Here is a 13,898-nt window from a genome sequence, read left to right as displayed (position 1 = left end):
ATCAAAATAAACGGCAGAATCGTCCTTTAGGACAGGCGCGAAATGAATACAAGCGAAGGTCCCCCTTCGCCTGCGACTGTACCCAAATGAAAGCGTCCACCGTCCACCGAGCAACAGCAGCCGTTTTCACCATCTGAGAAAGAGACACTCCTGCCCTCGCCTCTCTATGTATCCTATGTGATTCCTCCACATCTGGCACGGCTTTGCGCCTATTTATTTCTACAAAGGCGATGACACGGTCAAACGAGATGACCTGTACATAGGATAGGGGAGATAGCATTATATGTTGTTTCGGGGTGGGGGGATGGCACCATGGATACACCACCTTTCTTCATCTGCTTCATGAAGATTTGGGTCTCACTCAACTGTCAGCAAGAAAACATCTCATCCACTTTACTTCCAGTATAGACTATTACGCCTGCAAATCGGAGCTCCTTCGTATGTCAACCGAGCTCCCATCTTGAGCAACGTTCAGCCCTCTTGACATTATTCATGCCTTCTCTTGCACATTATGTCCTGATACCAAACTTAAGGATTTCTCCATTTCGACACGTATCGAAGCTGACAAGAAATTAACTTTAAAAAAGTCAGAAGCGGAAAAAGATTGACGAAAAGAGCAAGCATCTTATCCCATTCACATATGCGGACGTTCCCATGGGGAGTTGATCAAATCGGTGCGCCTGAGATCTGGAGCAAAACCCTCGGGCAAAACATCCACATCGGTGTCGTAGATACTGGCATTGATTTAAAGCACCCCGATTTGAGGAATTCGATTTCCAGCGGGATCAATTTATTGAATCGCCGACTCCTGCCTCAGGACGACAATAGACACGGCACTCATATCGCAGGAACAATCGCCGCAACTGGGCGTTATTCAGGAATTATCGGGGTGGCCCCGAAAGCCATCATTCACCCGATTAAAGCTTTTGATCACAATGGCAGCGCCTATGTCTCCGATATTATTGCCGCAATCGACTGGTGCGTACAAAATGACCTCGATATTATTAATATGAGTTTCGGCATGAAAACGTACAATCCAAATTTAGAGCAAGCTGTCTTGAATGCCTACTACCGAGGAAAGGTTATCGTTGCCTCCTCCGGAAATGACGGCAAAAAGAAATCCATTGATTACCCAGCCCGCTTCTCTCAAGTGGTCTCCGTCGTTGCAATTACACGCCTTGGTAAGATCGCTCCCTTCAGCAACCGCGGCGTAGAAATTGACATTTATGCACCCGGTGAGCGTGTATACTCTGCGTGCCTTGGCGGCAAATATAACGAACTCAGCGGCACCTCGATAGCAACAGCGAACGTGAGCGGTGTCATCGCGCTCATACTCTCGCTGCGCGCCATGTCGCCGCAGCAAATCAAGAGTGCGCTGCGGCGCAGTGCGCCCAGCTTGAACAGACACTCCAACGCGCGCTGGCAGCCCGGGCAGTTGAATGCTCAGCGCACCATCCATGCGGCGCGACAGCCATAGGCGAAAAGCCCCTTAACCCGTTAAACGACGGGGCAAGGGGCTCTTCGGTTTGGAGCGGACGGAGCTTACATCCGCTCAGGAGCGGAGGTGCAACGTGTTGGCTAGGGTTGTGCGCAGCGCGCCGAGCAGGGCGAGGCGCGCCTGAGTTAAGGCTGCGTCATCTGTGATGACGTAGTGGCCTCTGTAGTAGCTATGGAACTGGCTTGCCAGTTCGTATACATAGCTGATCAAACGGTGCGGCGCATACTTCTCAGCCGCAATGGCGATCTCTTCCGGAAGCTGCCCGATCTTGCGCAGCAAGTCGAACTCGGCTTCCGAGGTGCCCGAGCTTCCGTTATCATAATGGCAAAGATCATCGGCAACGGTGAAGTTAATATGGTAAGTAAGCTAATAGCAAACGTGTTACGTAAAACGCGCATCAGTTCGGATAAAAGCACGGGATTATCTACTAGCCTTTTGAAGTTATCCAACCCAACGAATTTAGTATGGAGGAGCTTTAATCCAGCTTGGTAGTCGAAGAAGGAATATATCCAACCATACAGCGGTAGATAAGAAAATATGAAAACCATCAGCAGGTAAGGTGCTGCAAAAAGAAACAATTTAAGTCCTGATGTCATAACAATACTATGTTTTCTAGACATGGGTTCCGTGGAGCGTACCTTTGGATATCGTCAATTAACCCTGCACTTGTGCAATTAAACCGGAGAAACGATTAATCATAATTGCTGCCTGAAATAATCAGCTCAATAGACGGGTGCAAGTATCCATCCTAGGATTTTAAGTGCTTTAAAACCCAATCGGCCTTAGTCTTGATTAAATTTGATACAAGTTGTATCATTTTAGTCATTTTTGGATACAGGCTGGTAAAAAAATAAACCGAAATTAATCCAATGCCACAGCTCAAAGGTTCATTGTATCAGGGTAATCACCAAAAATGCTCGACAGCGGTTTTCAGGTTGGTGAAGAACATGTATGCGAATTGTTTTCATTTTATCTTTACATTCGCAGGCTAGAATCCGTAACGTTCCTCTATGGACGTTTTGACTCAAGCTTACAATAGGATTCCGTCACCTATTTGTCACGAAACGTATGTTCCCTGTTTCTGATAACCGAAAGAAAAGAAGGAACGGGTTATCCAAAGATGCCCACCTTGTAATATTAGTTGATTTACGATCGTCAAGCCGAGCCGTTTAGATCTAAGGTGTGACAATTCAACAAAAAGACCTAATTTCCTTCCATCCCCTACGAATACTAAACCATTACATATTTAATTGAATAGAAACGTACGTTCCATGACAATAAAGTGTCAGACTCATATGATATTTTTAAAATATTAGCTGACGAAAGGGTGAAATTTTCATGAATTACATCATTTTCGATATGGAATTTACTGTTTTGCAGAAAAATCAGTACATTGCAGATATTTTAGAAATTGGTGCTATTAAGATAAATGATGAAGGTGGTCATCTTTCCAATGTTGATCTTTTTCACTCATATGTTCGTCCGAATAATTACAAAACGATCACTAACCAAACTACAGAGTTTACGGGGATTACTCAAGAACAGGTGAACGGCGCACCTACTTTCAATGAGGTTGTGACGAATTTCAAACGTTGGCTGAGAGACTCACCCTATTACATGTGTGTATGGGGACCGGATGACAAGCAACAATTGGTAAGGCACTGTGCTTTACATAAGGTTGAATTAGAATGGATACAAAATTATAACGATATACAACTCATGTTCACTCGATTGCAAGGTGGCGACACGGTCAGCGATATGGGCTCAAAAAGGCACTAACGGCTACAGAGGCAGTCAACATAACGCATTAGATGATGCATTTAATACTGCAAAGCTTTTTAAAATGATATTCCCTCAACTATTACTTGAGGAGAATAATGCTGCTAATGAGCTGCGTTATTCTACATCCGTTGTTTATTCAACAGGTGATGGGATGAGTAAACCCTTTTGCCAACTAGCTGAATTGCTGGGTAAGGCTATATAAAAATAAAACCAAGGACTGCCGCTAAAGGTAGTCCTTGGTTTTTTAGGGCTATGAAGATCATTTCATCATGCGATTCAATTCTATAATTTCTCCATTTTCAGCATTATGAATAAGGTCAATATTGCGGCCATGAAAAATTTGATTTGTAATATTCTTGTTTGAGACTTTTCAGGTCATGCTCCCACTCCGCAATAGCGTAAGCAAATTTGGTTTTACCACCAGCTTGAGATTTACGCAAACGAACATTACGAGCGATTGTGTAAACAATTTCTTTCAGGGTCATCTTGGGAATCACTTTACGAACCAATACATCCCAACGCTGAATTCGATTAAGGCCAGTAATTCTGTACCCCAGTCGATGTAGATCCGTTTCCTCTCTGAAGTTACCTTCCTTATCTGATTGTCCTTGCGACTCCTTCGCTTCCGTACTTGGCCACGCAAAATATTCATTTGTCGTTGGAGTTACTGGCGTTATCACTACTGACTTTGATGAAGCCATAAGTTTATTCAACTCCTGTTTAGGCGGGTACTCAATTGGATCTAAATTAACTTTACATCGATAAGGTTCAAGAGCACGGTTTTTCGGACTCTTCAAATAATCGGCTCTGATCCATTAGAGCAACAATATTTTCCGATCTCTGACTGTGATGTTCTCGATTATTTTTAACATCATAGTACTTCTTATAGAGAAGTATTTCAGGACTTTGAACTTGTTCGATGAAACGTCCACTTTCCTTGGAAATTTCTATTAAAACATCATCCATAGAGAGATAAAAGGCTATCCACAAGAAGTCAGCAAACTGCTCTTCCTGAATCTTAGAATCCAGAAAAGGCCACTCTACTCCCAAAAGATACTCCATCATAACTCTCATCGGATTATAAAAATCGAAGGACAATAAAGTATGTAAATAAGCTAAAATGAGATCAGGAGAATTCGTATCCGCTATAAATTGATTTAATTTAACGTGATTCGCATGTAGGTATTCATGAACACTGTCACGTAAATTTGTTCGGGCTGCCATCTTCATCCATCTCGTGGTTTCAATGAGTAATCTGTCCATTTCATCTAGATCGGATATGTTCATTGAAAACATCCAATCAAGAATATTTGATATAGACACCTGAACTTTTTCCATGAGATCTTCATTTTTCGGTATAATCAAAAGATGATTAAGACCAACAATGGCTAGAGAATATTTGTTTTGTTCAAGCAATTCTCGGATCTTCTCAAGTAGCACTTCCCACAATATCCCATTTCCCGTTTTTACTTCCCTGCACCATACTTCTAACTGGTCAAAAGTACTCCGCACGGTGTTTAGACCATGATCGAATTTCGCTTTACTTTCAAAAATATTCATGGGCATCTCCATAAATAAAAATAGAAATTGACGAACATTCCCAACTTGTTGGTAATCGATTTAATATCAACGTATTCATTTATTCAATTCAACATACCTCTCATGCCCCACAAAATAAAGCCCCGCTTCCTTCACCCTATACCCAAAAGTCTGCTCCCACTCCCGCGCATATGTCATCACCTGCGGCCGATAGAAGCGAACAAACGCCTCTTCCTTTCCTTCCTCGAAGTGATCCGTCTTGAAGTCAACGATGACCCAACCTTCCTCTTCTTCAAACAAGAAATCGATAACACCCTCGACATAGACTTTACGCACAGTTTCTGCTACTGTCCCTGCTTCAATAGAAGAAACGACATCTCCCGGCTCGGACACAGCCTCGACAGCGATCTCCTCCAAACTCTTCTTAAATAAAAGCCTAACTTCATGCAGGCGTGTTTTCGCTCGGAGCGATCGTTGCCAGAGCTCACTGTTCGTGAAAGCAACCACGGCAAGAACGGCTTCCGCTACAAAGTCATCTTTCACTTTGAGCTGATCTGCCAGCATTTCCATATAAGCTGCTAGCTGCTCGCCTGCCATGCCTTTACCGGCAGCTTCTATGCCCATATGCACAAGGCTGCCATAAGACATGCCGCGCCCTTCTGATGACCATTCGGGTGCTTCTCCCGAACTCTTGGTCAGACCAGTGACAGATGCACGCGCATATGAAGACTGTCCTAGGCGTACTACTTTCGCAGCTCGTTCTGCCATGAACGCCGCTACATCCAACTGCCCTCTATATTCCGCACGTTCCTCCGCCTCAAAGACAGGAACTTCAAGCTCCGGAACCATTTCCATTCCCAGCAGGAGTGGACTCCACGGGCATTTCGCTGGCTGCTCTGGATACTGGCTTATGACCAGCATTTGCTTCGCTCGCGTAGCCGCTACATATAGCAAACGATCCCTTTCAGCGTTCATAAACTCTCGCTCTCTGAGGTTCATCGCCTCCCAACCCACGGGTTGAGCCAACGTTTCTTTCACGAATTCATACTTTTGCTGCGAGATGATAAAATAGCCAACAGCTGGATCAACGGTCCGGTCAACATATTCTGTTGCATCGTGATCCGATTCGCCGCAAGGGCAAGCGAGGAAAACTACGGGTGCTTCCAGCCCTTTGGCCTTATGCAGGTTCATAATACGCACGGACTGGTTCCGTCCCGCGTATAAGCTGGAGGTTTCTACACCTTTACCCTGGCACCATTCCGCGAGTGTGTCAGCCAAAGCCCCCCAACCCGCTGCACTGTCGATTTCATCCTGTAACTGCTGCAATAGCTTGATTAAAGTTCCCGCCCGTGTCGCGCCTGCTTCTTTCTGTGAGGCATGGACGAGCAATCCCATATCCTCCATGATACGAGTTAGCGCGGTAACTGCCGGCAGCTTACGGGTCCAAGTATAGTAGGTGCGCAGTTTCTCCAGCACAACATATACTGGCATTGCTTCCGGTATTTCTACGACATTATCGGGTATAGCCAGATAGTGGTATGGATGTCCTGCCTTTTTATAGTCATAAAGTTCCTGATCACTGATTCCAAAAAACTCGCAGCGTAGCACGGATAAGAGTGCTATTTTATTCGAAGGATCTGCTAAACAGGCAGACAACTGCGCCAAACTAAACATTTCCAAGTAAATAGCCGCACTGCCAGCCGTATCTGCTGGAATTCCGCAGCGATCCAGTGCTTCCGCATATAGACTGATGAATTCTCTCGTTTTGAGTAAAATAAGAAAATCACTAGGCACGGCTCTCCGCACCTTATAATCTCCATTCGCATCTCGCTCCTGGATATTCAGCCCGTTCTTGCCACAAGCCCATGCGATATAAGCTGATACTTGTCTGGCATCTTCGTTTGCAACGGCCGCCTTGCCCCCTGCTATTTTCGGATACGTCAAGGTGTGGATACCATGTGTGGCCATTTTGTTCGCGACAGGATTCGGAGACTGCGTCTGCATCTGCACGAAGGCAGCCTGCTCCTCACTTGCTACCTTCGGAAATTTCGACTCAAACTGATAGTTCACATAGTCGCCAATAGCCTGCACAGATCGGAAATTTGCATAAAGCTGCAGCACATCCCCAGACTCTGCGATTCTACGCTTAACTTCGTTATAAATGGAAATATCTGCACGACGGAAACGATAAATCGATTGTTTCGGATCTCCCACAATAAATAGGGAGCCTGGTCGCGGCTGCAGCTTACGCCAATCATTTTCACCTTCGTTGACACCCGTTCCTGTTAAAAGAAACAACATCTCCGCTTGAATCGGATCGGTGTCTTGAAATTCATCCACTAGGAGCCGCTGAAATCTATTTGCAAAATAGCCCCGCACAGCGGAGGATTCACGCAGCATGGCAGTCGCCTTTTCGAGTAAGTCCTGAAAGCTGACAACCCCCAACTCTGTTCTTCTCTGCTGCGTATACACAACGGCAGGCATAACAAAATGAATGAACTTCGGATACAAATACTCTCGCCAAGCTCTAATGAAGGGAAAAAGAACGGTTATCTGCCAGTCTTCGAAGCGATCCCGAATTTCCTTCGCCATTGCCTTCTCCGTCCAACGATTTTGCGTGACCTCCAACTTCTTATCGAACTCCATAGCCATGGACAGCACATGAAGGTCGTTCTCCCAGCTCCAGTTACGCTCCTTTTGTTTAATTAAGCGTAGAACCCTTTGCAGCGCATCCCAACCTCTCTCTGGCTCATAGGTCGGCATATAAGACCATGCCTCTGCCATCAACCGTGGCAAAGACAATCGAATCAAATCGAAATCAGGACGCGGCACTTCAGGGGCTTCGATTTGCACATCACTAAACAGGGAAACACGATCATACACAGCTTTCAGTGTGTTCACGTTGATGCAATACCGCTGAAGCTCCTCCAACTCGTTTACCCGCCCAAGCTCTTCAAGCCGCAGCAAATAATCATCCCAACACCGGCTTTGGAATTCCTCCCCCGCTTGCTCATCTAACTCCCTGAAGGCAGGGTCCAATCCCGCTTCTACAGGGCGCTCACGCAGCAGCATGCCACAGAAAGCATGGATGGTGCCTATGAAAATCTGATCGAGCCCCTCCATCGCTGCAGCATAACGTTGCTTTTCCTCAGCATCTTCTGCGTTACTCAGCGACTTTTCCAAAGCTAACCTGAAACGCTCCCGAAGTTCATCTGCCGCTTTATTCGTAAAAGTGATCGCTGTAATCCGGTTAACCTGTGCGTTCCCTGTTCGAATCAGAGAGATCATTCTACCTACGAGACTCGTGGTTTTACCAGAACCCGCTCCTGCTTCAACTAATAAGTTGGTCTCCAGATCATCTTCAATACGATTTCTAGCTTCCCAATCGTTGGGTCTATTCAACGGCTTCCACCTCCAAGAGCACTTTCAGCTTCACGGCATTGTCGGGATCTCCCTTTTTATCTCCCATAAAGGAAGCATGATTCACACAAACTGTCGCATAATCACAATACCGGCAACGCTTCGCATCCTCTGTCGGTATGTACAAGCCCTGTTCCATGGAGGTCAACAGACTTCTCAAAACGCCAGTCAGCAACTCACGCTTATCTTGCAACCGCACCACTTCCCGACCAACACCTCTCGCTGTCGGAAAATAGTACGCTGACTCCGTAACCTGAGCATCCCTATCTCTGCCCGTATCCTTCAACCACTGCTCCGCCGCTAGCGCATACAGCGCATGTTGAAGCTGCGTTCCGCCTGCAAAATACGCATTGTCACGATATTTCCCCGGACTCCCCGTCTTATAGTCGATGATCCGGTAACAATGCGGCTCAATCTGATCTATGCGGTCAATAAATCCTTTAATTGTAAAAATGGAACCGTCAGTCAGTTTTAATTGCATAGGTTCGCCATCAATCGTAAGCTCTTGCTCGAAGTAGATAGGACGTGTCGTCTTTGTCAATTCTTCGTTATAGAACCATTCCACATCCTGACGGATCTCGTCAGACTCTTTTTGCAAAATATGCTGGCTTGGCGCAGGAACTAACCGATTGTAATACGTCAATTGCTCTTCTGTTATGGACTGCATAATGCTTCTGTCATGATTCGCTGGCGATGAGCCAACCGCCGTAATTTGTCTCAGATACTCATAGAATATACGATGTAATAAGTTCCCGCGATCCATTGGTTCTAACCAACGCGTTCGGTTATAGACAGCTTCATCTTTTGACCATATCCCTAATACGTAACCGAAGTAGAACCTCATTGGACATTCGGCATAGCGTTCAAGCTGACTTGCACTAAAAGCGCGTTGCCCCATTTCAGCGACTAATGTGACTGATTGTATAAAGCCATCATGCGCAGTGATCTCGTTTGAAATGCGATTCATTACAGCTTGACTACCCTTATTCATATGCGGGTACTCCACATTCAACTTGCCTCGTCCGTCACGCATGCGGCCTTGCTCATCCGTCAACGCGATCGTCCATTGATCGGAACTGTCCACAGGCAGGGAATTCTCCTCAAGGACCGCCTTATGGGATAAATAACTGACAGGCATGCCTAGTGCTTCTCCCATAACGCTGTAATCTGCATTCGACAATTGATGCTTGTTTCGGAAGATCTGCAGAAGCTCAAAAGCAGGACTAGCTTGCTTTCCTTCTGCTAACTGATAGGAGGAGTAGCTTAACGTCACATCCCCCGTAATGCTCCCTATCCTTCTATCTCGATTTATTTTCAAGTTTCTGCTACGTTCTGATGTCAGTGTAAGATTAGCACTAATGCTTTGCCTTTCTTCATCCAGCAGGACCGGATCCTGGCGAGATGCCGCAGACCAGTTATGTTCATCCATGCCGACCATATACGTTAAATGCCTTCCCGTTAAGCCACCGCCTGACAGGGAAGAAATGTGAATAGCTCCCGGGGTGGGAGTTGAAGCAACCTTCACGCGAATTCCTGATAGAAGCTGTGCGACATATTGCAGAGCAACGTCTTTTTTCATGCCTGATGACGAAATAGCATTCACAGAAGTTAATGAGGCCACCAGCTCATCCAGTTCTTTGACTATAAGCGCATCGTCTTCATTCTGAATCGCTCCGTACTTTGTAATAATCTGCTGTAACCATGTCATCATAAAAGTAGGACTCCATGCATCGTCGCTTGGCCATTTTGTTAATATACCCTGAAATACTTTTCTAAGATTGTCTAGCAGAGGCTTCTCTTCTGCAGTTACCCCATCTTCAATCGATTCGAGTAAATCTACATACCTCTCTTTGCCCCAACCGATATGGAGATTTTCTATTGAACGAATCCATTCCGATGATGGAATGCTTTCATCCACATTCCGAAGCGATAATCCCCCATCACGCAGCAAAGCAATGAAATCAGCAATGGGAAAGTCATTTTCGAGCCAATGGAGCAGCTTCAGTAATGTGCGGCCCATTCTAGCGTATTGAAGCGGCAACCCGCCCCCATACGTACAAGATATATCCAATTCAGAAGTCAGCGTATGAAACGTACTCGCGTATGCCTCATAGTTCGATGCAATGACCTCCACCTGATCAAGTGGATTCTCATGGGATAATACCCTTCTCATCACTTCGCGAACCTCAGCCAATGAACCCGTTGCATGGAACAACTGAGCCTTGTCAGCAGGAAAATCAGATTCGGTTGCTGTAAACGGCAAACCAAACTTCGGCTTCACTAAGCGCTCTCCAGCTATCGTCTGAAGGGTCGTCTGCTGTGCTTTGGTCAGTAAGCTGTTCTCAGGCATGATAAACATCGTACCATCTTTTTCAGCATCTACTAGCTGGGATATAAGCATTTGATCCACGAAATGATACGCCTGAAGTATCTTCTCGTATCGCAGAAGAACTTCCCGTAAATACGCTCCCTTTCGATGGTCAATAAACTGAAACAGCTCTAGGTCCTTGGCATGGACAAAGGCTTGCCGTAAGTCTTCAATAGATCGATGAAAACAAGAAACCATACCTGGTGTGATCATTGCTTCGGACAGATAGGGATCCTCTCCCTTGGTCAGTTCCATCATGATCTGCTGAATGATCCAAAACGACTGCTTAGGGCGTATAACTCTTTTCTTTTGCTGAAAAAGCTTAAGAGCTGCTTGCTTTAGGGCCAGGCTTTCTATCGTTTGTACCTCGACATTCAAAACGTGGCCGTAGTCTCTACATACTTGATGAAGCCACTGTTGCCCGTCAGCAAATCTTGGCGCGAGAAATACCTTTTTAGACAATGGATAAGCTTCAAAGCTCTCATGCAAGTTACGAATAAAGGTTGATGACATGCTATGTTCGCTCCTTTTTTACTCGTATAAGGCTCTCCAAAGATCTAGCTTCTGCCTCATGGCATCCCGATACGCCTTGGGTTCCAGAATCTCCGCTTCCGGACCATATTGACTTAACCAGTTCATAAATTCTCTCTCATGATTAACTGTCACTTCAAAAAGTAGACTTCCATCCTTCAGAGGCGTCAATTTGGGTTTTACAAAAAGCTCTTCTTCCTTTACATACCGAGCGATATTCGCATGAAATTTGACTTTAAAGCGAATTTGGTCTGCACCGCGTTCAATGGACCATGTGTTCTTCATATAGGTTTTCAAATTGAAATCACCTTTATCGAAGGTAGCACTTAGTAGTTTCACATCCCGAAACCGACTGATTCGGAACGTTCGGATACCGCCAGCAGAATGGCAATAGCCAATTAAATAAAACCGATGGTCTCGCGGAACTAAATAATAAGGATCAATGTCTCTTTGAGATTCCTCGTTGCGACTCTGGGTGTAATACACCGTTCTTATCGTTTGCTGAGATAACCTGGCTTGAATAATATCATAAAGGAAAGAAGGGCTCCCATCCTCCTCACGATAGGCGGGTGTACCCATTTGGATAACATCCGTAACATGCTGCAATATATCGGCTCGCTTCGATTTCTCTTTCTTATGAACGCCCATGACCTTTTCCAAGGCAGAGTCAAATCCTTCCGGCAGCAATGACTTCATTTGTTCAAGTACAGAGGGCAACATCGAGAATGACAAAGCCTCTTGCTCCGTCCAATCTAGCGGGTACATGGAGAAATTACTGATGAATGCATAGCCTTTGCCATGACCGTAATTCGAAATTGGGATATTCATGGCATGAAGCGCTTCAAGATCGCGATAAATGGTTCTTTCCGTTGTCTCGCAGCGATCCGCTAACTCCCTTGCCAATATCCCCGGTTTGGATTGTATCAAATTAATCATTCGCATTAGCCGAATTAAGCGTTCTTTCACGTCGATTTCTCTCCCCTATAGTGCTTCAGTACCAACCTACTAGATATAGTAAATTCGACCTATGGTTAGGAGAGTCCTGCTATTTCTTTCTTTTCATCTGCCTGTACTTCTGTTCATGAAGTGTCTTTCTTGTCTTGCTTGAAAAAGTGAAATTTTCTAACTGGCTGTACAACAATTGTGCTTCCTCACGCAGCTCTGCATCCTCCGATTTAACAGCGGCCACCAACATCTCATCCGCTTGTTGCTGAAGAAGCATGATCCCAGTTTCCTCATCCCCTCTATCAAAAGCAGTAATCGCGTGCTCAATGACAATCGCGGATTCCGTAATTTTCACTTGTTTCTCTACAAGCGGATTAGGAGAATGGGCAATCAAATTAAGATCATTCGTAAAATGGGATTCAACCATGTGCTGGAGGGAAATCATCTTAGCCCCCTCTGTCACATCAACAAAGTCCCATTGAAGATCTACAATTTTATGCGTCCCAGCAGTGTGCGGGAAGAGCGTGAATTCAATTAAGATGGACTTCACTTCTTGTTCATATACGTCCCCTAATGACAGCTTCAATCCATCTTTAACATCATGAGCATTATAACCAAATATATTGGTAATTTGAGTTGCACCTGATGGTTGTATCGCTAACTGCACATTCTGTGCTACGATCGAGGATAGACCTTCTAGTTCCTTCGAGAAAATCCCAGGTATATCTTCCGGGTGCTCAATAAAATAGAAGTTGCCACCGCCCTGGTTAGCTATGCCCTCCATAAGTTCTTCATCAAAACCATCCCCGACACCCATTGTTGTGACGCCGACTCCCATGCTATGAAATTCCTTCGCAATGGATTGCAGCTTAGCAGGATCCGTGATACCTGCATTTGAATGCCCGTCTGACAATAAGAGAACCCTGTTAACACTGCCATCTGCTTTCCCCTGCATCACATATTGAATGCCTTGTAAGAGTCCTCCACTTAAATTAGTTGAGCCACCTGTTCGAATACTATTTATCTTCTGTTTCAATAATTCTTTGTGCGTAACAGGTTGAGGTGCAAATACCGTATCGACTTCATTGTCAAAAGCAACAATACTGAGTTGATCCATCTGACTCATTTGTTCTACGACGAACTGGCAAGCCTTCTTACTATATTCAAGCGGAGCCCCTGACATGGATCCACTGCGATCCATCACAAGTGACACATTCATCGGTGCCCGCTCCGATTGAATACCAGCATTCCCCTTCATTTCAAGTAGTAAAAATGCTTTCTCCGTTCCTCCTGTTGGCCAAAACTGGTTATTCCAAGCGTGGGTTATTTGAATGGGTGCGTTCATGTGTATCTTCCTCTCTTGTCGACTTCTGAGAGTAGTGTAGCAAATGCGTTGGTCATCTACTTGTCAGAGAATGTTTGTTCGTTAGATATCTATGCACTAATTTTTGCATAATAAAAAAACAGCGCCAATGATCGATAACGATCTACACTGGTACCCATAGTCTGGACACTTTGAAAAAGTGTTCAGACTGTGGGTACCTTTTTTTGTATACTAGAGTAAGCACCGGAGGGGATTACATCATGTCTAAAAAAATCTTTAACGAAAAAGACCGAATGAAATTATCAACCAATAAATATGTTGTCAAGATAAGTGAGAAAGCAATAACCTATGCTGATGAATTTAAACAGTTGTTCATCGATCAATACATGGAGGGGAAAACCCCTTGGGAAATCTTTGAATCAAACGGTTTTGATGTAAACATAATTGGAAAGCAACGTGTAAAAGCATGCGCCAAGCGTTGGAAGAAAGCA

General features: G+C 44.9%; 9 protein-coding genes and 2 pseudogenes. 3 read left to right on the top strand and 8 right to left on the bottom strand.

The features are described from left to right. Window position 1: 1 nt before the first annotated feature. Window positions 2-280, bottom strand: coding sequence for a hypothetical protein (locus tag BLT91_RS31995; RefSeq protein ID WP_175532520.1), 279 nt, complete (start codon window positions 278-280; stop codon window positions 2-4). Window positions 281-652: 372 nt separating this feature from the next. Here BLT91_RS31995 and BLT91_RS25125 point away from each other — a divergent pair. Beyond that, window positions 653-1,477, top strand: a pseudogene (locus BLT91_RS25125) (S8 family peptidase); the annotation flags it as partial. Between the two features lie 65 nt (window positions 1,478-1,542). Here the strand turns inward: BLT91_RS25125 and BLT91_RS25120 are convergent. After that, a pseudogene (locus BLT91_RS25120) lies at window positions 1,543-1,798 on the bottom strand (DALR anticodon-binding domain-containing protein); the annotation flags it as partial. A 1,038-nt stretch (window positions 1,799-2,836) separates the two neighbouring features. On the opposite strand from BLT91_RS25120, the gene BLT91_RS25115 reads away from it, so the two are divergent. Next, entirely contained in the window at window positions 2,837-3,277 is a 441-nt protein-coding gene (locus tag BLT91_RS25115) for a 3'-5' exonuclease (RefSeq protein WP_090826239.1), read from the top strand. A gap of 320 nt (window positions 3,278-3,597) precedes the next feature. Here the strand turns inward: BLT91_RS25115 and BLT91_RS25110 are convergent, their stop codons facing one another. From BLT91_RS25110 to BLT91_RS25085, 6 genes are all read right to left on the bottom strand, one after another. Beyond that, a complete protein-coding gene (locus BLT91_RS25110; protein WP_090826236.1) occupies window positions 3,598-3,981 on the bottom strand; it encodes a hypothetical protein in 384 nt (127 codons plus the stop codon). A gap of 67 nt (window positions 3,982-4,048) precedes the next feature. Beyond that, window positions 4,049-4,840: a hypothetical protein gene (locus BLT91_RS25105; protein ID WP_090826234.1), complete on the bottom strand. Its 792-nt coding sequence runs from the start codon at window positions 4,838-4,840 to the stop codon at window positions 4,049-4,051. 75 nt (window positions 4,841-4,915) lie between these two features. Beyond that, window positions 4,916-8,221 (bottom strand): UvrD-helicase domain-containing protein, encoded by a 3,306-nt coding sequence (locus tag BLT91_RS25100; RefSeq protein ID WP_090826231.1) that lies wholly within the window; start codon window positions 8,219-8,221, stop codon window positions 4,916-4,918. After that, window positions 8,214-11,120 carry a PD-(D/E)XK nuclease family protein gene (locus BLT91_RS25095; RefSeq protein ID WP_090826228.1) on the bottom strand — a complete coding sequence of 969 codons (2,907 nt, stop codon included), beginning with the start codon at window positions 11,118-11,120 and terminating at the stop codon, window positions 8,214-8,216. Before BLT91_RS25095 ends, BLT91_RS25100 begins: the two co-directional genes overlap by 8 nt. Before the next feature lie 18 nt (window positions 11,121-11,138). Continuing rightward, window positions 11,139-12,104: a helix-turn-helix transcriptional regulator gene (locus BLT91_RS25090; protein ID WP_090826225.1), complete on the bottom strand. Its 966-nt coding sequence runs from the start codon at window positions 12,102-12,104 to the stop codon at window positions 11,139-11,141. A 79-nt stretch (window positions 12,105-12,183) separates the two neighbouring features. Further along, window positions 12,184-13,428 carry a vWA domain-containing protein gene (locus tag BLT91_RS25085; RefSeq protein ID WP_090826222.1) on the bottom strand — a complete coding sequence of 415 codons (1,245 nt, stop codon included), beginning with the start codon at window positions 13,426-13,428 and terminating at the stop codon, window positions 12,184-12,186. A gap of 239 nt (window positions 13,429-13,667) precedes the next feature. On the opposite strand from BLT91_RS25085, the gene BLT91_RS25080 reads away from it, so the two are divergent. Further along, window positions 13,668-13,898: HTH domain-containing protein (locus BLT91_RS25080; RefSeq protein ID WP_368086855.1), on the top strand; the 231-nt coding region annotated here is incomplete at its 3' end.

The sequence above is a fragment of the Paenibacillus sp. yr247 genome, assembly GCF_900103825.1.
Classification (GTDB): domain Bacteria; phylum Bacillota; class Bacilli; order Paenibacillales; family NBRC-103111; genus Paenibacillus_E.
This window is presented reverse-complemented; position numbering and strand designations above follow the sequence as displayed.

Bases quoted from the DNA above. Each gene is read 5' to 3' on its own strand.
- BLT91_RS25110 (WP_090826236.1), bottom strand. From the start codon at position 3,981: ATGGCTTCATCAAAGTCAGTAGTGATAACGCCAGTAACTCCAACGACA.
- BLT91_RS25085 (WP_090826222.1), bottom strand. From the start codon at position 13,428: ATGAACGCACCCATTCAAATAACCCACGCTTGGAATAACCAGTTTTGG.
- BLT91_RS31995 (WP_175532520.1), bottom strand. From the start codon at position 280: ATGCTATCTCCCCTATCCTATGTACAGGTCATCTCGTTTGACCGTGTC.
- BLT91_RS25115 (WP_090826239.1), top strand. From the start codon at position 2,837: ATGAATTACATCATTTTCGATATGGAATTTACTGTTTTGCAGAAAAAT.
- BLT91_RS25095 (WP_090826228.1), bottom strand. From the start codon at position 11,120: ATGTCATCAACCTTTATTCGTAACTTGCATGAGAGCTTTGAAGCTTAT.
- BLT91_RS25105 (WP_090826234.1), bottom strand. From the start codon at position 4,840: ATGAATATTTTTGAAAGTAAAGCGAAATTCGATCATGGTCTAAACACC.